The 25,123-nt window shown below is 44.4% G+C and carries 21 protein-coding genes; 4 read left to right on the top strand and 17 right to left on the bottom strand.

Annotated elements, in window-relative coordinates; all coding sequences use genetic code 11:
• Nucleotides 1-271: 271 nt before the first annotated feature.
• Nucleotides 272-1,720: a tRNA uracil 4-sulfurtransferase ThiI gene (thiI, locus tag OCU48_RS03290; protein WP_141343699.1), complete on the bottom strand. Its 1,449-nt coding sequence runs from the start codon at nucleotides 1,718-1,720 to the stop codon at nucleotides 272-274.
• Nucleotides 1,721-1,981: 261 nt separating this feature from the next.
• Here thiI and xseB point away from each other — a divergent pair, with 261 nt between their 5' ends.
• The 3 genes from xseB to dxs are packed head-to-tail and all read left to right on the top strand — an operon-like array spanning nucleotide 1,982 to nucleotide 5,008.
• Entirely contained in the window at nucleotides 1,982-2,236 is a 255-nt protein-coding gene (gene xseB, locus OCU48_RS03285; RefSeq protein ID WP_141343698.1) for an exodeoxyribonuclease VII small subunit, read from the top strand.
• Nucleotides 2,223-3,116 carry a (2E,6E)-farnesyl diphosphate synthase gene (gene ispA, locus OCU48_RS03280; protein WP_141343697.1) on the top strand — a complete coding sequence of 298 codons (894 nt, stop codon included), beginning with the start codon at nucleotides 2,223-2,225 and terminating at the stop codon, nucleotides 3,114-3,116. Before xseB ends, ispA begins: the two co-directional genes overlap by 14 nt.
• Before the next feature lie 26 nt (nucleotides 3,117-3,142).
• A complete protein-coding gene (gene dxs, locus OCU48_RS03275) occupies nucleotides 3,143-5,008 on the top strand; it encodes a 1-deoxy-D-xylulose-5-phosphate synthase (RefSeq protein ID WP_141343696.1) in 1,866 nt (621 codons plus the stop codon).
• 39 nt (nucleotides 5,009-5,047) lie between these two features.
• On the opposite strand, the gene pgpA is transcribed toward dxs, so the two are convergent.
• From pgpA to OCU48_RS03205, 14 genes are all read right to left on the bottom strand, one after another.
• On the bottom strand, nucleotides 5,048-5,551 hold the full coding sequence (gene pgpA, locus OCU48_RS03270; protein WP_141343695.1) for a phosphatidylglycerophosphatase A: 504 nt from the start codon (nucleotides 5,549-5,551) through the stop codon (nucleotides 5,048-5,050).
• A 32-nt stretch (nucleotides 5,552-5,583) separates the two neighbouring features.
• Complete coding sequence (gene thiL, locus OCU48_RS03265; RefSeq protein ID WP_141343959.1) at nucleotides 5,584-6,552, bottom strand: thiamine-phosphate kinase; 969 nt, start codon at nucleotides 6,550-6,552, stop codon at nucleotides 5,584-5,586.
• Between the two features lie 97 nt (nucleotides 6,553-6,649).
• Nucleotides 6,650-7,120, bottom strand: a complete 471-nt coding sequence (nusB, locus tag OCU48_RS03260) for a transcription antitermination factor NusB (protein ID WP_141343694.1) — start codon at nucleotides 7,118-7,120, stop codon at nucleotides 6,650-6,652.
• Nucleotides 7,120-7,590: a 6,7-dimethyl-8-ribityllumazine synthase gene (gene ribH, locus OCU48_RS03255; protein ID WP_017028263.1), complete on the bottom strand. Its 471-nt coding sequence runs from the start codon at nucleotides 7,588-7,590 to the stop codon at nucleotides 7,120-7,122. The genes nusB and ribH overlap by 1 nt, the downstream gene beginning before the upstream one ends.
• Before the next feature lie 138 nt (nucleotides 7,591-7,728).
• The gene (gene ribBA, locus OCU48_RS03250; RefSeq protein WP_141343693.1) at nucleotides 7,729-8,838 is read right to left on the bottom strand and encodes a bifunctional 3,4-dihydroxy-2-butanone-4-phosphate synthase/GTP cyclohydrolase II; all 1,110 of its coding nucleotides are present in this window, start codon (nucleotides 8,836-8,838) and stop codon (nucleotides 7,729-7,731) included.
• Nucleotides 8,839-8,883: 45 nt separating this feature from the next.
• Nucleotides 8,884-9,540, bottom strand: a complete 657-nt coding sequence (locus OCU48_RS03245; RefSeq protein ID WP_141343692.1) for a riboflavin synthase — start codon at nucleotides 9,538-9,540, stop codon at nucleotides 8,884-8,886.
• 13 nt (nucleotides 9,541-9,553) lie between these two features.
• Nucleotides 9,554-10,651 carry a bifunctional diaminohydroxyphosphoribosylaminopyrimidine deaminase/5-amino-6-(5-phosphoribosylamino)uracil reductase RibD gene (gene ribD / locus OCU48_RS03240; RefSeq protein WP_141343691.1) on the bottom strand — a complete coding sequence of 366 codons (1,098 nt, stop codon included), beginning with the start codon at nucleotides 10,649-10,651 and terminating at the stop codon, nucleotides 9,554-9,556.
• Between the two features lie 48 nt (nucleotides 10,652-10,699).
• Nucleotides 10,700-11,149, bottom strand: coding sequence for a transcriptional regulator NrdR (gene nrdR / locus OCU48_RS03235; protein WP_141343690.1), 450 nt, complete (start codon nucleotides 11,147-11,149; stop codon nucleotides 10,700-10,702).
• A gap of 275 nt (nucleotides 11,150-11,424) precedes the next feature.
• On the bottom strand, nucleotides 11,425-12,675 hold the full coding sequence (locus OCU48_RS03230; RefSeq protein ID WP_141343689.1) for a glutamate-5-semialdehyde dehydrogenase: 1,251 nt from the start codon (nucleotides 12,673-12,675) through the stop codon (nucleotides 11,425-11,427).
• 39 nt (nucleotides 12,676-12,714) lie between these two features.
• Nucleotides 12,715-13,824 (bottom strand): glutamate 5-kinase, encoded by a 1,110-nt coding sequence (proB, locus tag OCU48_RS03225; RefSeq protein WP_141343688.1) that lies wholly within the window; start codon nucleotides 13,822-13,824, stop codon nucleotides 12,715-12,717.
• Nucleotides 13,825-13,938: 114 nt separating this feature from the next.
• The gene (crl, locus tag OCU48_RS03220; RefSeq protein ID WP_141343687.1) at nucleotides 13,939-14,328 is read right to left on the bottom strand and encodes a sigma factor-binding protein Crl; all 390 of its coding nucleotides are present in this window, start codon (nucleotides 14,326-14,328) and stop codon (nucleotides 13,939-13,941) included.
• Between the two features lie 110 nt (nucleotides 14,329-14,438).
• A complete protein-coding gene (frsA, locus tag OCU48_RS03215; protein ID WP_141343686.1) occupies nucleotides 14,439-15,677 on the bottom strand; it encodes an esterase FrsA in 1,239 nt (412 codons plus the stop codon).
• 115 nt (nucleotides 15,678-15,792) lie between these two features.
• Nucleotides 15,793-16,257, bottom strand: a complete 465-nt coding sequence (gene gpt, locus OCU48_RS03210) for a xanthine phosphoribosyltransferase (RefSeq protein WP_141343685.1) — start codon at nucleotides 16,255-16,257, stop codon at nucleotides 15,793-15,795.
• A 27-nt stretch (nucleotides 16,258-16,284) separates the two neighbouring features.
• The gene (locus tag OCU48_RS03205) at nucleotides 16,285-17,577 is read right to left on the bottom strand and encodes an NCS2 family permease (protein WP_141343684.1); all 1,293 of its coding nucleotides are present in this window, start codon (nucleotides 17,575-17,577) and stop codon (nucleotides 16,285-16,287) included.
• A 1,000-nt stretch (nucleotides 17,578-18,577) separates the two neighbouring features.
• On the opposite strand from OCU48_RS03205, the gene OCU48_RS03200 reads away from it, so the two are divergent.
• The gene (locus OCU48_RS03200; RefSeq protein ID WP_141343683.1) at nucleotides 18,578-20,050 is read left to right on the top strand and encodes an aminoacyl-histidine dipeptidase; all 1,473 of its coding nucleotides are present in this window, start codon (nucleotides 18,578-18,580) and stop codon (nucleotides 20,048-20,050) included.
• A gap of 67 nt (nucleotides 20,051-20,117) precedes the next feature.
• On the opposite strand, the gene OCU48_RS03195 is transcribed toward OCU48_RS03200, so the two are convergent.
• Nucleotides 20,118-20,654, bottom strand: a complete 537-nt coding sequence (locus tag OCU48_RS03195; RefSeq protein ID WP_141343682.1) for a DUF3332 family protein — start codon at nucleotides 20,652-20,654, stop codon at nucleotides 20,118-20,120.
• Between the two features lie 327 nt (nucleotides 20,655-20,981).
• Nucleotides 20,982-24,875: a phosphoribosylformylglycinamidine synthase gene (purL, locus tag OCU48_RS03190; protein ID WP_141343681.1), complete on the bottom strand. Its 3,894-nt coding sequence runs from the start codon at nucleotides 24,873-24,875 to the stop codon at nucleotides 20,982-20,984.
• Nucleotides 24,876-25,123 lie beyond the last annotated feature (248 nt).

Raw genomic sequence — 25,123 nt, 5'->3', positions numbered from 1 at the left:
CCAGAGAAAATCTATATTGCATCCCACGCGACAGGGATCTAAACGGCATGCCATTGGCATGGATCCCTACTTGCGATGTTGTGTTTGTGAGCTCATTTTGAGCACGGTAGTTTCTACCACTGCTTGGGTTTAACCGAAGCATACTTCCAATTTAATGAACTTGTCTGTCATTTTCGCACCGCTCCTCTGAGCGGTGTTTTTTTATGCCTAAAATAAAAATAAAGCCGAGTTCAGGTAGACTGACCTCGGCTAAAATTAACTTATGTGATGACTAAGGGCGATAAACTTTAATATTGCTAAAGCCTTGCTCTTGCAAGTACAACGCCTGCAAACGACTCATTACGCCACGATCACAATACAGAAGGTACGTTTTAGACTGGTCAAGATCACCGAACTTAGTCGCCAGCTTATAGAACGGCAGGTGCTCTACTTCCACACCGTCGATCTCAAGAGGGCTATCGTCTTCTTCTTCTGGACTACGAATATCAAGTACAATAGCGTGTTCTTGAACCGCCGTCACTTGCTCGACTTCAGGTGCTTGTTCTAGGCTTTCCTTTTCAATATCGCGAATATCCATAACTCGGCTCTCGCTAACCACTTTTTCTAGAACAGAAAAATCAAATTTTTCTTCTTGAGCTTCAAGCTTACCTTTAACCGCTTTAACTGTAGGTTTGCGAGAAATAACGCCGCAATACTCTGGCATTACCTTTGCAAAGTCTTCCGTACCGATAATACGAGACAAATCAATGATGTCTTCTTTATCCCAGTTAATCAGCGGACGAAGGATAAGTGTATCGGTTACACCGTCGATATGACGTAAGTTAGTCAGAGTCTGACTAGATACCTGACCTAGTGCCTCACCAGTAATCAAGGCTTCAATCTTAAAGCGATCGGCAATCATGCCACCAGCACGCATAAACATACGCTTGAGCACCACGCCCATTTGGCCATCTTCAACGTTCTCTAAGATCTCAGCAACCACAGGTTCAAAGTCTACAGAGATAAACTTCACCTTTGCAGAAGAGCCGTACTTGTTCCAAAGGTAGTGTGCTACTTGCTTAACACCAATCTCGTGCGCAGGGCCACCCAGATTAAAGAAGCAGTAATGCGTTTTAGAGCCGCGCTTAATATGTAGGTAACTAGAGACACCTGAATCGAAACCACCAGAAATAAGGCTCAATACGTCCTCTTGTGTACCAAGAGGGAAACCGCCCAAACCTTTGTGACGAGCCAGTACTTGGTTCAGCTTTTCACCAGCCACTTCGACGTTTACGGTAATGTCAGGACGAGTAAGCTTAACCTTCGCGCTCTCAACGGCTTGATTTAAGCCACCACCAACATAACGCTCTAGTTCGATTGAGGTAAAGTCGTGTTTACCGCGACGCTTAGCGCGTACAGAAAAGGTCTTGCCTTCAATGCGGTCGCGACTCAACTCAAGCACCTGCTCAAAGATGTCATGCAGATCAGCAAATTCTGTTTGTTTGACCTCTAACGAATGATGAATACCCGGAGTGTGAGTCAGAATCTCCAGCACTTCTTGGTAGTATTGATGACTATCAGAAGAAACCTCAATATGATCCCTACGATTGAATACTGCCACTGATTCTGTGCGACGCTTGATGATGTTCCTGATATTGCACTCCAGAATACGTATGAAGCGTTTCTTCACTGATTCGCTTTTTACAAAAATTTCTGGATGTGGTTTTACGATAAACTTCATAGGTAATTTCGCTTCTGATTAGTCGATGACTTGAGTCTAGCCTAAATTATTCTGCTGATAGTAAGTGCAAGGATAATTGAGGGCGACGAATTATATACCTATTTAAGTCAGAGTAAAAATAAAACAACCCACTTGTCTGTTCATTTAACTATCAGAAAATGAACTAAAGTTAGTGATATCGCAGGATTTTTAACTGCTAAAATTGACCATGACTCCTGCCTGAGTTACCTTTCCCAGATCCTAGCGTAGAAAAGAATGAACATGGCGACTAAAAAACCAGAGAATATGAGTTTTGAAGAGTCTCTTAAAGAGCTCGACAGCATAGTCAATCAGCTTGAACAAGGTGACCTCGAACTCGATTCTGCATTAAAGAATTTTGAACGCGGCATTGCACTCGCTCGTGCTGGTCAATCCAAGCTAGACCAAGCTGAACAACGTGTTTCAATCTTGATGGAAAATCAGGTTGAAGCGACTCCTCAAGATTTCAAATTTGAATCTGGCAATGACCCAATTTAAACAGCAACTTGAAAACTACCAAAAGCGCAATAACCAACAACTAGAGACGTGGTTAGACTCTTTACACTCTCAAGACAATAATCTGATTCAAGCTATGCGCTATGGGTTATTATTGGGTGGCAAGCGTGCTCGGCCTTTTCTTGTTTACGCCACCGGTTCTGTGTTTGGTCTGAACAATGAGTCTTTGGATACGCCAGCTTCAGCCATTGAGTGTATCCATGCTTACTCTTTGATTCATGATGACCTGCCTGCGATGGACGACGATGAATTACGTCGTGGCCAAGCTACGTGTCATATTGAATTTGATGAAGCGACCGCTATTTTAGCCGGAGATGCGCTACAGACACTAGCCTTTAGTATCTTGGCGGAAGGTAAACTTGCTCCTCAAGCAGAAAGTTATCGTATAAAAATGGTACAGAGCTTAGCTGGCGCTTCTGGAGCATCGGGCATGTGCCTCGGGCAATCCCTCGATTTAGAGGCGGAAAATCGTCAAGTCTCTCTAGATGAACTAAAACTGATTCATCGCAATAAAACAGGCGCGCTGATAAAATCAGCCATTCAATTGGGCGCATTATCCGCCGGCGATCAAGGTATCGAACAACTGCCTCGTCTTGATGCCTTTGCAGAGATGATAGGATTGGCTTTTCAAGTCCAAGATGACATTTTAGACATTACTAGTGATACAGAAACGTTAGGCAAGCCTCAAGGCTCAGACTTAGCATTGAACAAATCGACCTACCCTTCGCTACTCGGACTAGAGGGTGCGCAGGAAAAAGCGGCACTGTTGTTAGAGAAAGCCTTGTTAGAGCTGGAAGGCATTCCTTACAACACTGATCTTTTAGAGCAGTTTGCTCGCTATGTGGTCGAAAGAAAGAACTAATTACTCACTTATCAGCGCGAATACATATGACACTTGATATCTCGAAATACCCAACATTGGCATTGGCCAACACGCCTGATGAGTTGCGTTCTCTTCCTAAAGAAACGCTTCCAACACTTTGTGATGAACTGCGTACTTACCTACTAAACAGCGTAAGTCAATCCAGTGGTCACTTAGCCTCAGGCTTGGGTACGGTCGAGCTTACCGTTGCCCTGCACTACGTCTACCAGACCCCTTATGACCAACTTCTCTGGGACGTAGGTCATCAGGCTTATCCGCATAAAATCCTAACCGGTCGCCGCGAACAAATGCCAACCATTCGTCAAAAAGACGGTTTGCATCCTTTCCCTTGGCGAGGCGAAAGCGAATATGACGTACTTTCGGTAGGCCACTCTTCTACATCGATAAGCGCAGCTCTTGGCATCGCTATTGGCGCGCAAAAAGAAGCGAATAATCGCAAGGTAGTAAGCGTTATTGGTGATGGTGCTATCACTGCAGGCATGGCATTTGAAGCTATGAATCACGCGGGTGACATTCATCCTGATATGCTAGTGGTACTAAACGACAACGAGATGTCTATCTCTGAAAATGTCGGTGCATTGAACAATCACCTTGCTCAAGTGTTGTCAGGCAGTCTGTATACTTCTATCCGTGAGGGCGGTAAAAAAGTCCTATCCGGCGTACCTCCAATTAAAGAACTAGTTCGTCGTACCGAAGAGCACCTTAAAGGCATGGTTGTTCCAGGTACCATGTTTGAAGAGCTAGGATTTAACTACATTGGTCCTGTAGATGGGCACGATGTACTAGAGTTGGTTAAAACGCTGAAGAACATGCGCCACCTAAAAGGGCCTCAGTTCCTGCACATTATGACCAAGAAGGGCAAGGGCTATGAACCTGCTGAAAAAGACCCTATTGGCTATCACGGCGTACCTAAATTTGACCCTGCTGCAAGCTCACTACCTAAGAGCAAAGGCGGCAAGCCAACTTTCTCTAAAGTCTTTGGTGACTTCCTTTGCGATATGGCCGCGCAAGATCCAAAGCTAATGGCGATCACGCCAGCTATGCGTGAAGGATCAGGTATGGTGCGCTTCTCCAAGGAGTTTCCAAAACAATATTTTGATGTGGCAATTGCCGAGCAGCATGCTGTCACTCTGGCTACTGGATTGGCTATTTCAGGCAACAAGCCTATTGTGGCAATCTACTCCACTTTCTTACAACGTGGCTACGATCAGCTGATTCATGATGTTGCTATTATGAACCTACCCGTTTTGTTCGCTATTGACCGAGCTGGGCTTGTAGGCGCAGATGGCCAAACCCATCAGGGAGCCTTTGATCTTAGCTTTATGCGCTGTATCCCTAACATGATGATTATGGCGCCAAGCGACGAAGACGAATGTCGTCAAATGCTTTACACCGGTCATCAACATCAGGGGCCAGCAGCTGTTCGCTACCCTAGAGGCAGTGGCACTGGCGCTGAAATTCAGCAATCTTTCACCGCGCTTGAGATAGGCAAAGGTCGAGTTGTTCGCAAAGGCAGTAACGTTGCTATCTTGAGCTTTGGTACCTTCCTTGATAATGCACAGCAAGCAGCAGAGAAACTGGGTGCAACTGTTGCCGATATGCGCTTTGTTAAGCCTCTAGACGAAGAGTTAATACAACAGTTGGCAGCAGAACACGATGTGTTAGTGACTATCGAAGAGAACGTCGTTGCAGGCGGTGCGGGTAGCGGTGTTGTGGAATACCTAATGTCGCAAAAGATCGCGAAACCCGTCTTAAATCTAGGTCTTCCAGACCGATTTATTGCTCAAGGTACACAAGACGAGATGCATGTTGAACTAGGCTTAGATGCCAAAGGTATTCAGCGCCAGATTGAAGAGTATCTAGCAAAATAAAATCTGGCTCTAGTTCCTAGGAACTAGAGCCTAAAACATCTAAATCCAGCCCAGTCCCCAGCCAAATATAACCAAACTCAATCCAGCCATAACACCAGCTAAAATATCATCTATCATGATGCCAAAACCACCATGAACATGTTTATCCAAATAACTGATAGGCCATGGTTTTACCATGTCGAAGAAGCGGAATAAAACAAAGCCAGCAATCAACCAGCGCCACTCATTGGCCGGAATGCTCAATATTGGCACCACTAGCATAGTGATCCAAAACCCTGCGAACTCGTCCCATACAATAGAACCGTGATCGTGAACGCCCATATCCTTCGCTGTAACATCACAAATCTTAATGCCGATGATGCAACTGAGTAATACAACGACCATGTACGCACTCAATGGCAACTGTACTAATGCTAAATAGAGCGGAATAGAAGCTAAGGTGCCCATTGTGCCGGGGATGATAGGTGAGAGACCACTACCAAAACCTGTTGCGAATAGATGCCAAGGGTTATCTAACGAAATCTTATCAAGGGGATTGCTCATTGAGTGTCTCTAAGTCGTTGTAGTAAATAGATTCAAGAACGAAAGTGGTCAAAACCCGCCACATTCTCTTGTAAGGCTTTGTTATTACGAAACAGTTTTAACATTTTAGAATCAGTGATCTCTCCAATCTCTGTTATCTGAACGCTTTCATTTTCCGCTACCTGACGCACTGACTCTATCAGATGTTGTGGTACGGTAAAACAAAGCTCGTACTCTTCTCCGCTTTTTAATGCATAGTTCTGGGCGGTTTGCTTATCCTGACAAAACTCAACCAACTCTTGAGACACTGGAAGCTTATCGCAATGCAGATCTGCACCAACGTTAGATCGCGCCATGATGTGCTTTATATCCGAAATCAACCCATCAGATATGTCGATACAACTCGAGGCCTTGTCCCTTAATAGCATCCCAAAGTTCGCTCTAGAGCTTGCACAATAATGGCTTTTTTCAAGTACTGAGGCGTTGGGTAGAAGCCGCTTCTCTTTATCAAGTATAACCTCTAGGCCAGCATGACTGTTTCCAAGAGTTCCACTGACAAAGACCTTATCACCAATTTGAGCACCAGAACGCAAAAGGGCCTTTCCTATAGGCACAAAACCTTGAATGGTTAGCGTAATGCTTAGTGGCCCTCGAGTGGTATCCCCGCCAATCAATTGTAAATTATGGGCATCAGCAAGACTAAAGAACCCCTCACAAAACCCTTCAAGCCATTTTTCATCAGGTTCAGGGAGTGAGATCGCCATCGAAACCCAGGCAGGTTCCGCTCCCATGGCGGCTAAATCACTGATATTAGAGGCGAGCGCCTTATGTCCAATCCATTTAGAATTGGCGTTTTCAAGAAAGTGAGTACCGGCGACCAACGAATCAGTGCTGACGGCAATCTGAGTACCCGGAGGGGATATCAACAGTGCGCAATCATCACCCTGAGATAATTCAACATCACCTCGTGTTAGCTTCTGTTTAGCAAAGTACTTGCTAATCAGCTCAAACTCTCCAGCCACACCCTCTCCTAATAATTCACTCAATTAACACATACAAAAAAGGCCAGCAGATGCTGACCTTTATAACTATATGATTTTCAACAATCGGTTTCGACTATTATTTGTTTTTACGAAGTGAAGGTGCTGCTTTATCAAGCACACCATTAACGAACTTGTAGCTGTCTTCAGCTGCAAATACTTTCGCTAATTCAATCGCCTCGTTGATAACAACTTTATGAGGAACGTCTTCACGACGAGTCATCTCATAAACTGCTAGACGAAGTAGCGCTAGTTCCATCATGTCCAAGTCCTGCATAGGACGAGAAAGGAATGGACGTAGCTTGCTGTCGAGCTCTTGGTGAGACAGTGCAACACCAGTCAACAGGTCACGGAAGTATGCTACATCTGTCTCTTGTTCATTTAACGCTGGCTCGTCAGCATGGGTGTCTTCTTCACCATACTTTCCAGCGGACAAAAACTGTTCTTCTACAGTCGCGATATTCTCTTTAGTGATCTGCCAAGAATATATAGCTTGTAGAGCAAATTGACGTGCATTACGACGTGCGGCTGGTTTCACACTGGCCCCCATTAGGAATCGATTTCAGAAAGAACGTTGATCATCTCTAGCGCGCTCAGTGCAGCCTCTGCACCTTTGTTACCAGCCTTGGTTCCAGCACGCTCGATAGCTTGATCTATGGTATCAACAGTCAAAACACCAAATGCGACTGGTAAACTGTACTCCAGTGACACTTGAGCTAGACCTTTATTACACTCACTACAAACATAGTCGAAGTGTGGCGTTCCGCCACGAATTACCGTACCTAGAGAAACGATAGCATCGTATTTCTCAGTACGAGCAACACGTTGAGCAACAAGTGGTAATTCAACCGCACCTGGGCAACGTACTACTGTAATATTCTCTTCTGCAACCTGTCCGTGTCGCTTCAAGGTATCGATAGCACCAGACAACAAGCTTTCATTAATAAAGCTGTTAAAACGCGAAATTACTATAGCAATTTTTGCATTGGGTGCTGGAAATCCACCTTCGATGACTTTCATAAGTTTTCCTTCAACTATCTCATGAGCGAGAATCGCCGGATTCTAGCACAATAATGTGACTAGGATCTAATATCATTTCAGCTAATTCTCGAGTTATTGGTTAAACGGACCAAAACAATGGCCCGTTCATATTAATTGTTATTCACACACGTACTCTACTACGTCCAGCCCAAAGCCCGACAGAGAGTGATAGCGCTTGTTGCTTGATGACATCAGTTTCATCTTACTTACGCCCATGTCAGCTAAGATCTGGGAACCCACACCCACGCGACGTGAAGTCCCCTGCTTCTTAGCCATGGTAGGCGCTTCACCTTTATCTTGTTGCTCAAATGCTTTCAATTTATAAATGAGCTGCTCGCTAGTCTCTTCATGACCAAGTACTACAAGCACACCGCCCTCTTCACCAATGCGTTTCATCGCTTTGTCTAGAGACCAACTGCGATCTGAATCGCGGTTAGAGTGCAGTAAATCAGTAAAGGTATCTTGTAAGTGTACACGGACTAGGCAAGGCTCTTCAGAGACCTCACCCTTGCGCAGTGCATAGTGAATTTGGTTATCAATGGTGTCACGGTACGTCACCATATCAAAGTCGCCAAATTCAGTTGGCATTTTGCACTCAGCTACACGCTCAATCGTTGTCTCAGTGTTATTGCGGTACTCAATCAAATCTGCAATTGTGCCTAGCTTAACATCGTGCTTTTCAGCGAATATTTCTAGATCAGGACGACGTGCCATTTCACCGTCATCTTTTAGGATCTCTACGATAACTGATGCAGGTTCACAACCAGCTAGACGAGCTAAATCACAGCCAGCTTCTGTGTGTCCAGCACGTGTTAATACACCGCCATCTTGTGCAGATAGAGGGAAGATGTGTCCTGGTTGAACTAAGTCTGCAGCTTTTGCATCGGGCGCGACAGCCGCTTGTACCGTCACAGCGCGGTCAGCAGCAGAAATACCAGTAGTAACACCCTCAGCAGCCTCGATTGAAACGGTAAACGCAGTTGAATACTGAGCATTGTTATCTTGTACCATAGGAGGAAGACCAAGACGCGCACAACGCTCTTGAGTCATGGTCAGACAGATAAGACCTCGTCCGTAGGTTGCCATGAAATTGATGGCTTCAGGAGTAATGTGTTCCGCAGCCATAATAAGATCGCCTTCGTTTTCGCGGTCTTCATCATCCATTAGGATAACCATCTTACCTAAGCGAATATCTTCAATAATTTCTTGCGGTGAGCTGATAGGCATTTTTTCTTTCCTAGTTAAGTGTCTGTCGCACGCGTATAGAAACGACTATGCAAAGCCGTTTTGTTGTAAAAATTCCATCGTAATAGTAGAGGAACCTTGTTGCTGATTCGAGCCAATACCAAGCAGTCGCTCCATATAGCGAGCAAGGACATCGACTTCAAGATTAACTCTTCTGCCAACCTCAAATTCATCAATAATGGTTTGTTCCGACGTATGTGGCACTATAGTGAGTTTAAAACCATTCTTACGTAAGTCATTTACCGTCAGGCTAATACCATCAACGGTAATAGAGCCTTTTTGAGCCACGTAGCGTTCGAGATCAGATGGTATTTCAACCCAATACTCTACAGCGCGACCAACGGGGATTCTTTCAACTATGGTACCAACACCATCCACATGCCCTGAGACAATATGGCCACCAAATCGAGTGGTAGGTAACATCGCCTTTTCTAGATTTACTCTGTCGCCTGCCTGATATTGGCTAAAGCCTGTTTTACTTAGAGTCTCGACTGACAAGTCTGCGGTAAACGAGCGATGATCAAATCGCACAACCGTCAAGCAAATGCCATTAGTCGCAATACTGTCACCTAGTTTGACATCAGACATGTCCAAGCTTCCAGTTTCCACCGTGATTGAGATATCTTCGCCCTGATTTGTAATGCTAGCGAGCGTACCAACGGCTTCAACAATACCGGTAAACATAGTAAATCCTACTCTATTTTGATGTTTTAAACGTAGCGACCAATTTAATATCCGGCCCTACTTGGGTAATCTGCTCAATGTTGAGATCAATGGTCTGGTCCATACTGGTTAAACCCAATAAATTCACCAATCCTCGACCATCGGTTCCCATGATTTTTGGTGCCAAATAGACAATAAACTCATCGACGAGTTGTTGTTCTATGAAACTGGCAGCGAGTGTCGCTCCCGCTTCCACCCAGATGTGGTTTATATTGTGCTCCCGAGCAAGCTTTGCAAGTAGCTCTGGTAAATCTATGTGCTTTTCTTGGCTATTTTTCTGCTCAGAAATCAGCAGCACCTCACCTTCAGTATTAAATAGGCGCAGCTTTGAGGACAATTCTGGGTTCAAGTTTTGCTGACGATCAAGGATAACACGCAGAGGTTGTCTAACCTCACCCTCTGGGTACAAGGATTGGATTTCGTCTGGCAATTCAGTGAAACGCACGTTAAGAGAGGCATTATCATCAATCACAGTTTTTGAGCTAGAGAGAATAGCGCCCGATTGTGCTCGGTAGAACTGAACATCTGCACGCGCTTGGCTGCTGGTTATCCATTGACTTTGACCGTTACTGAGGGCCGTTTTACCGTCTAGACTAGCGGCCATCTTCAGTTGAACCCACGGCAAACCGGTGCGCATTTTCTTCAAAAATGGACGATTGATACGTTCAGCTTCAGACTCAAGTAATCCAACTTGAACCTCTATACCTGCCTCTTTAAGCATGGCAATACCATTGCCTGAGACCTGCGGGTTAGGATCTTGCATTGCGCAGACAACACGAGAAACACCCGCTTTAATGAGTCCTTCAGCACAAGGTGGCGTACGACCATAATGAGAGCAAGGCTCTAGTGTGACATACGCTGTCGCGCCTAAAGCCTTTTTACCAGCCATACGCAAGGCATGTACTTCCGCGTGTGGACCACCAGCGCGGATATGATAGCCGTCACCAACAATATCGTTACCTTGAGTAATGACACAGCCAACATTGGGGTTCGGATGTGTAGTAAAGCGGCCTTTCTCAGCTAGCTTTATTGCTTTCGCCATCATCTGATGATCAAATACAGAAAAACTCATTTATGACTCTTTGAGGTTGAAAATCTATTCTACGAGTTCGAGTTCAAGTTAATCTTCCAGTCTGGCGATCTCTTCACCAAACTCTCGGATATCTTCGAAGCTACGATAAACGGACGCAAAACGAATGTAAGCAACCTTATCCAATTCTTTCAATTGCTCCATCACAAGATTTCCAATCATATCACTAGAAACTTCTCTCTCACCGGTAGCTCGAAGCTTAGATTTAATGATACTCATAGAAAGCTCTACCGAATCAGCGCTCACTGGGCGTTTCTCAAGCGCACGATGCAAACCGTTAGATAATTTATCTTCGTTAAAGGGTTCACGATTTCCATTGGACTTAATCACCTTTGGCATTACTAGTTCGGCGGTCTCAAAGGTGGTAAAGCGTTCACTACATGCTAGGCATTGGCGACGACGGCGTACTTGATGCCCGTCAGCAACCAATCGGGAATCGATTACTTTCGTCTCATTTTCTGAACAAAATGGGCAGTGCATACAAGCTCCATATATACGATGAAAAGGGCGCTATGCCGATTTTACTCATCTAAGTAAAACCAACATCGGGTTGGTATTAATACTAAGCATTATTAGCAATGCAATTTGATCTCATTAGTGTAACGGATTTAATGAATTGATTCGAGAGTGAAGATCTATGCTTGAGCATCAAAAAAGGGCTCTGTGATTGAGCCCTCATTACTTTTTATGTCAAAATCTTAATAACCTGAATCATCTTGATTTTCAGTTCGTTACAAGCAAAGGTTAACCAAGCATTATGGTCTTGGTAAGTAGTCGCCCTTTCCTACCCATTTATAACTGGTTAACTCTTCCAGTCCCATCGGGCCGCGAGCGTGCAATTTTTGTGTAGAAACTGCAACCTCAGCACCTAGGCCAAACTGGGCACCATCAGTAAAACGTGTCGAAGCATTCACATAAACCGCAGCAGATCCTGCAGAATTAATGAAGCGCTCAGCATTATTCAAGTCATTGGTCATGATGGCATCTGAGTGGCTCGCGTTGTGCTCACGCATATGCTCAATAGCCTCATCCACATCCTTAACTACCTTTACGCCCAAGATGAAGGCGAGCCATTCAGTGTCAAAATCCCCTTCAATGGCTTCACGAAGCTTGGTCGCGTTAGTCAAGTATGGCAACGCTGAAGCATCTGCTACAAACTCGATTTTATCATTGAGTTGGTGAGCAAGTTTACCAAGGAACTCATCTGCGATTGATTGATGAACAAGCAAGGTATCCAAAGAGTTACACGCTGAAGGACGCTGCACCTTAGAGTTTTCTACTACTGTTAGCGAACGCTCGATATCTGCACTCTCATCAACATACACATGAGAAATACCAAATCCACCAATGATCACAGGGATAGTGCTGTTTTCTTTACACATTTTATGTAAACCAGCCCCACCACGAGGAATGATCATGTCAACGTACTCATCTAGCTTCAATAATTGAGAAACAAGCTCACGATCAGGCTTTTCAATATATTGAACAGAAGCTGCAGGTAACCCTGCTTGTTCTAGGGCTGTTTGAATAACCTTAACCAAAGCCATGTTTGAATGGAAGGTCTCTCTGCCACCACGCAAAATACTGGCATTGCCTGTTTTTAGGCATAAAGAAGCGATATCAATGGTCACATTTGGACGTGCCTCGTATATAACGCCGACCACACCTAAAGGTACGCGTCTGCGAGATAGCGCCAAGCCATTTTCTAGCACGCGACTATCCAGTTCACTACCAATAGGGTCACTTAACTTGATTACATTGCGAACATCGTCAGCAATTGCCGATAATCGAGCCTCATTTAGCAGTAGACGATCCAGAAGAGCTTCACTCATCCCTGCTTCACGACCGTTTTGAATATCGATAGCATTTGCTTCTAGAATCGTTTTCGATTGTTTTTCCAGCTCATCAGCCATAATCGCTAAGGCTTGATTTTTAGTTGCGGTGGTCGTCGTTGCTAGAGCAAAAGATGCATGTTTTGCGCTCTGGCCAAGTTGAATAAGATCCACAGTGTCATCCTCTATAATTTCTTGTGAGCGATTAAGCTCTTAATCTTGCATCATGACTAAGTCGTCACGGTGTACTACTTCGGAGCCATAGTCATAGCCCAAAGCTTCACCTATTTGTTTGCTATGCATGCCTTTTATTTGGCGCATATCATCACAGGAGTAGCTAACGAGCCCCTTCGCAATCAAGGTTCCAGATTGAGTGGTAACTCGCGCAACTTCACCGCGAGCAAAATTACCATTCACGCCAATAACACCTTTAGCTAAAAGGCTACTGCCTTTCGTTTGTAGGGCTTGTACTGCACCTTCATCGATAATAATTTCACCGGTTGCAGCGGGACCTGCCAGTATCCAGCGCTTACGATTTTCAAGGGCATCAGGAAGTGCAACGAAGCGCGTACCACTTGGCGAAGTCGAAACACTCTCAATCACCACATTTTGTGCACTTCCAGCTGCAATAATCACTTCAATACCAGCGCGGCGGGCAATATCTGCAGCTTGCAGTTTAGTTGCCATGCCACCCGTACCTAGGGTTGTGCCACTGCCACCGGCAATTTTACGCAGGGTCTCGTCAATAGTAGTGACTTCACGAATCAACTCAGCTTCTGGGTTGTTTCTTGGGTCAGCGGTAAATAAACCTGGCTGATCGGTCAATAGCAACAGTGTATCTGCGCCGCACAAAATCCCAACCAACGCCGAAAGGTTATCGTTGTCTCCAACCTTTATCTCTGTAGTCGCCACCGCATCATTTTCGTTTACGATAGGAATAATATCATGCTCAACTAGGGCATTAATCGTATCCCTAGCATTTAGAAAGCGCTCTCTATCGTCGAGATCAGCACGAGTTAGCAACATCTGCCCAATCTTTAAGCCATAGATTGAAAATAATGACTCCCACACTTGGATAAGATGTGACTGACCGACAGCAGCTAAGAGTTGTTTGCTTGCCATTGAGTTGGGGAGTTTGGGGTGTCCTAGATGCTCTCGACCAGCAGCAATCGCGCCAGAAGATACTAGAACTAGGTTATAGCCACGTTGCTTTAATTCTGCGCACTGACGCACTAAATCAACCATATGGGCGCGGTTAAGGAACTGAGAGCCCCCTGTTAGCACACTTGTGCCAAGTTTCACCACAACTGTCTTAGCTTGCATTTGTTACTCAATGATACTGATAAAAAGAGTCCCTTTTTTAACAAGGTGTGACCCGTTGCACAAGCTAAAAAAACAAAAAGGCGCCACTAGGCGCCTTGAATCAATGTTTTTTAATTAAGCGATGGCTTCAGAATCTTCATGTAAAGCAAACTCTAAAGCAAATTGCTCAGTCAGTTGCTTCTGAATTTTGGCTTGAAAAACGCTTTGAGTGCGTTGCACTTCCGCCTCTGCGGCAGCTGGAAGCTTTTCATCTACCCATGCGCCTGACGCGTTATACATTCCGTGATGAAAGCGAGCAGTACAAATGTTTTCTTCGTCTTGCTTTTCTAGTTCCATCCACCAGCCCCAAAACTCGCGGCACTCTGGTGATTTAGTGTCATCGACACAAACAGACAAGCAATCGAACAAAAACAGGTTTGGTTTACATTCAGCTTCACGTAAATAAGGACCAATCGCTTTGAGCTTTGCGATCATCCGATGATAAGTAGGTTTGTTTCCTGGCATAATAACTCCATTTATTATTGCTTCGCCACGCACAACTACGCACAGCGATTTTTATGTTGCTCATCAGTTACATAAGCAACACTCATAGTGCCATTAAATTAACATATATGTCACGATTTTAATTCTTCAAGGAGCCAATCTATCGCTAGGTTTAGTGATTTTTGGTATCCAGAGCTCAAATTCTTTGACGGGATCTTCACGGCCTTCCCTACCTTACTCGACATTGCTATCAATTTATTGTCGCTATGGGGTGCGACAGGATCGCCTTCCAAAGAAATAGCTAACATCGGCACATTGGTGCGACGAGCGGCAAGCAAACCTTGAGTACGAAGAGACCATGCTGACATCTGCCCCGTCAAGCTTTGAATATCAACCGGCGATTTACCAAGACGAGAGCCCAGTACATCGATATACATTTTCGACATGTTCGTCAGCTTTTCTGGATTTGCCAAGATATCATGTACTGGCGAGCCTATTGCGACACATGCCTTAATTCTGTCTTGCTCCAAAAAGCTTAAGCGAACCAGTGCATTGCCCCCGAAGCGGAATCCCAGTAGCCCTACTTTCCAGTGGTCTACAAATGGCACTTGCGGCAGATAATCCAGCAAAGCCTTGTGTAAACAGCTCGTATCCTCTGAAAGCGTCCATTGACTGCTTTTACCCACGGATGGCATATCAATAGTCAGCATCGCAAATTCATTAGGGGCTAGGTGGTCGAGGAAAAGCTTCCACATATCGGTTTGTACGCTATCTAACCCCGCACATACGATGACCACGGGTAATGGACGCTCAGTATGTGGCAGGTGTAAATTGGCTTGAACCGTTTTTCCCTTATAAGGCACATTAAGTTGCTTAAACACATACTTACTGGCATGAGATGCATCTTCGTAAGCCTTGTTTGCTAATACTTGAGCTTGTAGAGATAGGTTATCGCCCTTGATATGTGGGTAGGCTGCAATACTGAAATAAAGGCTCGCTTTATAAAGCGCTTCAGCGGCCTCATCTCCCTTTAGGTCTGCAGCACGTTTTTGATGAACCATCCCAGCATGTGTCCATTCATAGGCCCAATTCCCCGAACGAAACCCCATAACGGTATCCAACCACTCGTCGTTACTCCTAGAGTGTTCAGATGAAGATATCCGTGCGAGTACTTGATCTTGTTCAATTGGGTCTGCCCCCTGCCAAATCCATTGCAACCGGCGCAGATTACGATACCAAGAATGCTGTGGCTTATTCTCTAAGATACTCAAGCTGCTTGGCATGTACTGCGTTAAGCCTGAGGTTTCTTTTGCTTGTAAATGCTTAGAGAATAGTTGCTCGGAAAGATTTTTATTGTGTTCTTCAGTCATATGAGGGCATCTTCGAATTGAACTTATGCTTAAGCATAAACAAAAAATGCCTCTAAATAGAGGCATTTAATATAAATATTATTTTGCGATACTGTATGAGTACCGAAAAAGCTAATTATTTGCGTTTGCGATTAATCGGCTCTGCAAATTGTAGCTGCATATCCCAAGGCTGCTCAATCCAAGTCTCTTGAGCAATATCAACAACATAATCGTCTAGCAGTTCAGCGCCAGAAGGCTTAGCACATACAGCGATCAACTTCGCTTTAGGGTACATTTCACGTAGCTTACGTGCAGTGTCACCACTATCCACTAAATCTTCAACGATTAGGAAGCCTTCGCCATCACCTTCAGGTGCTTTAAGAACGGTCATGTCACGCTGGTGATCATGGTCGTAGCTTGAGATACAAATAGTATCAACGTAACGGATACCTAATTCACGAGCAAGAATAGCAGCAGGAACTAGACCACCACGGCTCACACCCCAGATACCTTTCCACTGTTCAGCAGGCATTTGACGAGCAGCAAGCTCACGACAGTTTGTCTGCATTTCATCCCAGGTGATGATGTATTTTTTTGGCATAACTTGAAAACCTATTTAATGACGCAATTAAGCGGTCAAAACATATTTTAGGATAAAGACAGCAGACATAACCCAAACACTCATGGAAACGTCGCGTCCCTTACCACTCAGCAATTTAATTGCAGCGTAAGAGATGAAGCCTAGAGATATACCCTCTGCGATAGAGAACGTTAGAGGCATTAACAAGCAAGTTACTACTACAGGAGCAGCTTCTGTAATGTCACTCCAGTCAATGTTCACTAGACCAGAAAGCATCAGGATAGCTACATAAAATAGCGCTCCTGCTGTCGCATAGGGCGGAATCATACCCGCTAATGGAGAAAACAGCAAAGCCAATAGGAAAAGTACGCCTACGGTTACTGCAGTCAAACCAGTACGACCACCAGCGGCAACACCAGCTGTTGATTCTACGTAAGATGTGGTGTTAGAAGTACCAAGTAAAGCACCCACTGACGTCGCAGTGGAGTCAGCCAATAGCGCCTTATTAAGACGAGGCAGTTTGCCATCTTCTTTAATAAGGTTTGCTTTAGTTGCTACACCCACTAGCGTGCCCGCCGTATCAAACAGATCAACAAACAAGAATGCGAAGATAACTGAGATCATGCCAACTTCAAATACACCAGCAAAATCCAGTTGCATGAAGGTTGGAGCAAGGCTTGGTGGAGCAGACATTAAGCCGTTGTATTGAACATCACCAAAAATCAGACCTAAAACGGTAACACAAAGGATAGCGATCATAACCGCGCCACGAACGCCGCGGTGAACAAGAGCGATAGTAATAAAGAAGCCAACAGCAGCCAAAATCGCGTTCAAGCTAGTGATATCACCAAGAGAAACGAATGTTGCTGGGTTATCGACTACGATGCCTGCATTCTTAAGACCGATAAACGCAAGGAATAAACCAATACCCGCAGCGATACCAGTGCGCAGCGACATAGGGATTGAATTAATAATCCACTCACGAATACGAAACAGGCTTAGCAAGATAAACAAGATACCTGATACAAATACCGCTGCTAGTGCAACCTGCCATTCATACCCCATGCCAAGAACAACACCATAGGTAAAGAAGGCGTTAAGACCCATTCCTGGTGCTTGAGCAATTGGGTAGTTAGCGTATAGACCCATGATGAAACAACCAATAGCGGCAGCTAAACACGTTGCTACAAATACAGCACCGTGATCCATGCCCGTTGCAGACAACATCGACGGGTTAACAAAGATGATGTAGGCCATTGTCAGGAAGGTAGTCATACCTGCAATGATTTCAGTGCGAACCGTAGTACCGTGTTCACGTAGTTTGAATAGCTTCTCGAGCATAATCAATTCCTAAAAGTTTCTAAAAGTAATCGTTTGCGTATCTAAATTGGCGTGAATTATAGTGAGTAACATCACGAAATACCATACTGTTTTGGCTATAAATTCATTTGGATCACTTTATGCGCAAACTGTCAACGTTAGAGGATGCATTAACTTATTGATATTCATGAATATGAATGGTTAGGTGCCGTCTGATATATAAGGTTAATTATTGAACCCTGTCTTAAAGTTACAGCTCAAAAATTACAGATAAGTACTTATGTAGCACATAGAAATAAGCCTCTTACCCTGTAATCTGAAGAAGAACTCTCAAACTGGCATCCAGCAGCTATTACTCTTAATTATTACAGCCTTAAAATAGAAGATTTAGACGAAAAAAAAGCCGCTCCAAACTGGGCGGCTAATGAAATCAGTAATAAATTTCCAATATATCAGGGTGAACCGAAGTTCAATCACATGCTTAAAAACCCTATAAATAGGGTTGAAACTTTATACGAAATACATCTTTAGCCGACAAGCTATCAATATACCCATCTAAAATCCCAAGGCTAATTAGTTTAAAATCAACAAATTAGCGCTTTAAATTAGCATAGATACAGACATAATGATGAGCGGGGTGGCTCATAGAAGGGTAGTCTGTATCGACAGGGTTTATATTACCGATCTTGTAATTTAATTACAAGTATTTTTCTCATTGAGGTCGTAAAAGTCAAAACAGGCTGTTTTGCGACCTGTTTTGGTAATTTAATTTCACACGTAAAATAAATAATTAACGCTCAATTTCTTCACTATCGCGTCACAAATGATAATAAAACTTACTCAAGCTTTACGAGTTTGCCTGTCCAACCCTACTTCACAGTGATATCCTGCCCACAATTCTTCGACCTACATGAGGTCGAACTTAGTACTTGTGCCATCCACAGTAAGTAAACAATCAGCCTAGTTTGTTACTTACTTCGATTGGTATTGGTTGCTATTTGTATGCATGAAGGAGTATTACATGTCCCAATTTCTCAATGAAATCACCCTGCAAACTCAAAATCCAATCTGGCCATTCTTCGATAAGATCTGTTCTATCCCGCACCCCTCTAAACATGAGCAGGCGCTAGCAGACCATATTGTTGCTTGGGCTAAAGAGCAGGGACTAGAAGTAAAAGAAGATGCTGTAGGTAATCTTTTCATCAAAAAGCCTGCAACTCCTGGTATGGAAAACAAAAAAGGTGTCGTGCTACAAGCACACATCGACATGGTACCTCAGAAGAATGAAGATACCGTTCATGACTTTACTGTCGACCCTATCCTTCCGTATATCGACGGTGAGTGGGTAACAGCGACTGGCACCACGTTAGGTGCAGACAATGGTATAGGTATGGCATCGTGCCTTGCTGTTCTTGCTTCAACCGATGTTGCTCATGGACCAATCGAAGTATTGCTAACCATTGATGAAGAAGCCGGTATGACAGGTGCTTTCGGCTTGCAACAAGGCTGGCTTGAGGGGGATATCCTTCTTAATACGGACTCAGAACAAGAGGGCGAAGTTTACATGGGTTGTGCCGGTGGCATTGATTCTAGCCTTGAGTTCACAATCAGACGTGAAGATGCACCGCAAGGCTCTGTGACGAAAAAGCTAATCTTGAAAGGTTTAAAGGGCGGTCACTCTGGTTGTGATATCCACACAGGTCGTGGTAATGCGAACAAGTTGTTGGCGCGCTTTCTTGCCGGTCATGCCGAAGAGTTAGACCTGAGACTGATTGAGTTTACCGGCGGTAGTCTGCGCAATGCTATTCCTCGTGAAGGCTCTGTCACCCTTGCTCTGCCTGAAAAGCATGTAGCGACACTTGAAGGATTGTTCACCGCTTACACAGACATGCTTAAAGCCGAACTTGGCGCTGTTGAAACCAATCTCGTTACCTTTGTAGAAGATGCACAAGCTCAATTCGGTGTTTTCTCAACTCAAAGCCAACAAGCGTTAGTCGCTGCTCTTAACGCATGTCCAAATGGCGTAATTCGCATGAGTGACGCTATTGAAGGCGTAGTGGAGACATCTCTTAACCTTGGTGTGATTACTACAGAACAAGATAAAGTGACTGCGCTTTGTTTAATTCGCTCTCTTATCGACTCAGGTCGTAGCCAAGTGGAAAGCATGCTGACATCAGTTGCTACACTATCAGGCGCTAAGATCCAATTTTCTGGCGCATATCCTGGTTGGAAGCCAGATGCAGATTCAGAAATCATGGCTATCTTTCGTGACATGTACAAAGAAGTGTATGGCCATAAACCAAATATTATGGTGATCCATGCCGGTCTTGAATGTGGTTTATTTAAGAAGCCTTATCCAAACATGGATATGGTGTCGTTTGGTCCAACCATCAAATTCCCTCACTCTCCTGACGAGAAAGTAAAAATCGACACCGTCGATTTATTCTGGGAGCAGATGGTCAATCTACTCAAGCATATCCCTGAAAAAGCATAATTTACTTTCTAGCGAACAGTAAAAAGCCGAGCTTCTAGCTCGGCTTTCTTATATCTAAAACAATATTTTATGCTTTAGTTGCTGATAACTCTTGTAGTTGAGAAAGCGTAGTTTCAGACATTAACTCGCCATTGTAGTAGTAGCTAACATTCTCGCCATCACGTACACCCATGATCAATGCTTTGTCACCATTGTTGTAGGTTACGTTCATTTGAATTGTATTTGCATCAATTGCTTCAAATGTTGATGATTCTACCTGACGCATAGAAATTGGGTCTAGAGGTGCTTCAGTCAGTGAAGGATCAAGATCATCGTTCATGTTGTACATAGTCTTCACTTTTGAGTCGAAGATATGTGGTTTACCGTTGATTGGGTTTTTACCTGCCCAGAATTCGATGGAGTTAAAAATCAATGCATCCACCGCTACCGATAGCGCGTAAACAGGAGCAAGAAGCATGTTTACACCACCACGAGCGTAACGGTTATCAACAACTTCAAGGTTAAACTTCATTACATAACCAGTAACTGCGTTACTACCGATACAACCACTTAACGAAGCAGCAACAACTGCCAAGCCCACTGCCTTTAAGCCAAATTTTTTCATGTTATGAATCCTTCAAATTTTTATAATGAAAAAGGTGATCTGCCTATCTAAAATAGCTGATTTTCAATTGTTTACAATAAAATAATTGAACTTGCTTGTAACTTTAGTGTCAATCCTGTCTTCCTGACGTCAGAACCATCTACGAAACTAATAAATACAACCAACATCAAAAGGTTAGATGAATCAATAAGAATTAACAACAAGAAAACCTACATTTTCAGAACATTAATAACAAATTGAGATCTATTCGTAACCTATTAAATACAGACATAAAAAAAGCGACCTATGCAGGTCGCTCATATATATAAATAAGATAATTAAAGCTGTTTAGCCAATATTCTTACGAACGTTGCGGAACATACGCATCCAAGCAGAATCTTCACCCCAAGATTCAGGAGCCCATGAGTTAGCTACAGTCCTAAATACACGCTCAGGGTGTGGCATCATGATAGTCACACGACCATCTGCTGTAGTTAGACCTGTAATTGCATTTGGTGAACCATTTGGGTTGTTCGGATACTGCTGAGTCGCATTCCCGTTGTTGTCTACATAACGTAGTGCTACCGTACCTGAATTCTCAATCGCGTTCAGGTGAGCAGAGTCTTTCACTTCTACTCGACCTTCACCGTGAGAGACAGCGATAGGCATACGAGAACCCGCCATACCATCAAAGAATACAGAGTCAGACTTCTGAACTTCAACCAAGCTGAAGCGTGCTTCAAAGCGCTCAGATTCGTTGCGTACGAATCGAGGCCAAAGATCAGCACCTGGAATCAATTCTTTAAGGTTAGACAGCATCTGACAACCATTACACACACCTAGAGAGAAAGTATCTTCGCGGTTGAAGAAGCCTTCAAACTGGTCGCGTGCTGCTGAATTAAACAGTACTGACTTAGCCCAGCCTTCACCAGCGCCTAGAACATCACCGTAAGAGAAGCCGCCACAAGCCACAAGACCTTGGTACTCTTCTAGTACTGCTTTACCAGTTAAGATGTCGCTCATGTGGATATCAACAGAATCAAAACCTGCACGGTCAAATGCTGCTGCCATTTCTACGTGAGAGTTAACACCTTGCTCACGCAAGATAGCCATCTTAGGCTTAACACCGGTAGCAATGTACGGTGCCGCTACATCTTCACGTACATCAAAGGTAAGATCCACGTTTAGACCTGGGTCAGAGTTGTCTTTCTTCGCTTCGAACTCTTGGTCAGCACAAGCAGGGTTATCACGTAGCGCTTGCATCTTATGCGTCGTTTCAGCCCAGATAGTACGTAGTTCTATGCGAGAACGCTCTACAATTGCACTGCCGTTAGCAAAGATTTCAAAGTTGTCGCTTGCTTCTACCGTACCGATAACATGTGAACATGTATCTAGACCGTTAGCTGCCAATACTGCGCGAACTTGCTCTAGATCTTCGTTCTTAACTTGAACAACCGCACCTAACTCTTCATTAAATAGGGTTGCTAGTGTGTCTTCACCTAGCTCAGAAATGTCAGCCTTCACGCCACAGTGACCAGCAAATGCCATCTCAGCGAGAGTAACTAATAGACCACCATCGCCTTTATCGTGATAAGCAACAAGCTTGTCATCACGCACTAGAGTTTGCATTGCATCGAAGAAGCCTTTCAGTTGCTCTGCGTTGTCAACATCAGCAGGCTTATCACCAAGTTGCTTGTAAACCTGTGCCAGTGCTGTTGCACCCATGCGGTTCTTGCCATTACCAAGGTCAACAAGTACTAGGCTTGATTCACCTTTGTCAGTGCGAAGCTGAGGAGTCACTGTCTTACGAACATCTTCCACACGACCAAATGCGGTGATAACCAATGAAAGTGGAGAAGTTACTTCTTTGTCTTCGCCGTTTTCGTTCCATTTAGTCTTCATAGACATTGAGTCTTTACCCACAGGGATAGTCAGACCCAGAGCTGGACACAGTTCCTCACCCACAGCCTTAACTGCTTCATAAAGACCTGCATCTTCACCAGGGTGACCTGCTGGAGACATCCAGTTTGCTGAAAGCTTAATGCGTTTAATATCACCAATATCAGTGCCGGCGATGTTAGTCAGAGACTCACCGACCGCAAGACGCGCTGAAGCGCCAAAGTCTAGAAGTGCAACCGGAGTACGCTCACCCATAGACATAGATTCGCCGTGGTAAGTATCGTAACTTGCCGCAGTCACTGCACAGTTAGCTACAGGAACCTGCCAAGGACCAACCATTTGGTCACGAGCAACCAAGCCCGTTACACTGCGGTCACCAATGGTGATAAGGAATGTTTTCTCAGCAACGGTTGGCAAGCGCAGAACGCGGTCTAGTGCTTCATTTAGCTCAATGCCATCGCGGTTGATCGCTGGGCTATCCACTTTAAGAGTTTTCACATCACGGTACATCTTAGGTGTTTTACCTAACAGTACGTCCATTGGCATATCAATTGGCGTGTTGTCGAAGTGAGAATCTTCAAGAGTCAGTTGACGCTCTTCTGTTGCGATACCGACAACCGCATACGGTGCACGTTCACGCTTACAAATTGCATCAAAGGTTGCCATGTTTTCATCAGAAACAGCCATTACGTAACGTTCTTGAGATTCGTTACACCAGATAGCCAGTGGGCTCATGCCCGGCTCATCGTTAGGCACGTCACGTAGTTGGAATTTACCACCACGTTCGCCATCATCAACAAGCTCAGGTAGTGCGTTAGAGATACCACCTGCGCCCACATCGTGAATGAATGCAATTGGGTTATCGTCACCTAACTGCCAACAGCCATCGATCACTTCCTGACAACGACGTTCCATCTCTGGGTTTTCACGTTGTACTGAAGCAAAGTCTAGATCTTCTGCTGATTGACCTGATGCCATAGAAGATGCTGCGCCGCCACCAAGACCGATGTTCATTGCAGGACCGCCAAGAACAATCAGCTTAGCGCCAACAGGAATTTCTTTCTTCTGTACGTGTCCATCACGGATATTACCCATACCACCCGCAATCATGATTGGCTTGTGGTAACCACGGATTTCTTCACCCGCGTGAGAAGTCACTTTTTCTTCGTACGTACGGAAGTAACCCAATAGGTTTGGACGACCAAATTCATTGTTGAATGCAGCGCCGCCTAGCGGACCTTCAGTCATAATATCCAATGCCGTAACAATACGACCCGGCTTACCAAAGTCCGTTTCCCATGGCTGCTCAAAACCAGGAATACGTAGGTTTGAGGTTGTGAAACCCACTAAGCCAGCTTTTGGCTTGCCACCAATACCTGTAGCGCCCTCATCACGGATCTCACCACCAGAACCGGTTGAAGCACCAGGCCAAGGAGAGATTGCCGTTGGATGGTTATGAGTTTCAACCTTCATCAAGATATGAGCATCTTCATGGTTGTAAGAGTATTGGCGTGTCTCTGGGTTCGGGAAGAAACGGCCTACCTTAGAGCCTTCCATTACCGCTGCATTGTCTTTGTATGCAGACAATACATGGTCAGGAGTGATTTCCATCGTGTTCTTGATCATCTTGAACAGTGACTTGTCTTGAGCCACACCATCAATTGTCCAGTCTGCGTTGAAGATCTTGTGACGACAGTGCTCAGAGTTTGCTTGTGCAAACATCATAAGCTCAATATCGTTAGGATTGCGCCCTAGCGTGTTGAAGCTATCTACTAGGTAGTCAATTTCATCTTCTGCTAGTGCAAGACCCAAATTAATGTTGGCATCTTCTAGGGCTTTACGACCACCAGTAAGTACATCGACAACAGTATGTGGTGCCGGCTCGGCAACAATGAATAGTGCAGCAGCTTGTTCCATCTCACCAAAGACCACTTCCATCATGCGGTCATGCACCAATGCTTTTACAGCTTTGGTTTGTGCTTCATTTAAAGCAACAGATGTTTCAACATAGTATGCCGTACCGCGCTCTAAACGCTTAACCTTGTCCAGACCACAGTTATGTGCAATATCTGTCGACTTAGAAGACCAAGGAGAGATAGTTCCTGGGCGAGGAGTCACAAGCACTAATGTGCCTTGTGGTTCATGTTCTTCGATCGTTGGACCATAAGTAAGCAGCTTTTCAAGCTTCTCTGCCTCTGACGCGTCAAGTTCTGCACTCACGTCTGCAAAATGCATAAACTCAGCATAAATACCTGTTACTGGCAGGTCTTGTTCACGGCAAAGTTCTAGTAGTTTTTGTACACGAAACTCAGAAAGAGCTGGGGAGCCACGCAAAATTCTCATGTGCTTAGGTCTCTTTGATGATGGATTAAAGATAATATTCAAATAAAAACAATAACTTATATAAATTACCAATCTTTATTTCAATATTACCTATGTTGTTTCGGGCGTATTATAGAGCAAATCTTTTTGTGAAGTAACACAAAAAGCAACCGTTTGCGCAAATTTTTGCGTCAAGGTCTACGTAACCGATAAATCGTACGGTAAATATCTAAGATGCGAGGACGGTTTAATCATGATTCTAGTTTCAC

The organism is Vibrio inusitatus, from assembly GCA_024346935.1.
Lineage (GTDB): Bacteria > Pseudomonadota > Gammaproteobacteria > Enterobacterales > Vibrionaceae > Vibrio > Vibrio inusitatus.
The sequence above is the reverse complement of the archived record's forward strand: the minus strand, read 5'-3'. Positions and strand labels throughout refer to the sequence as shown.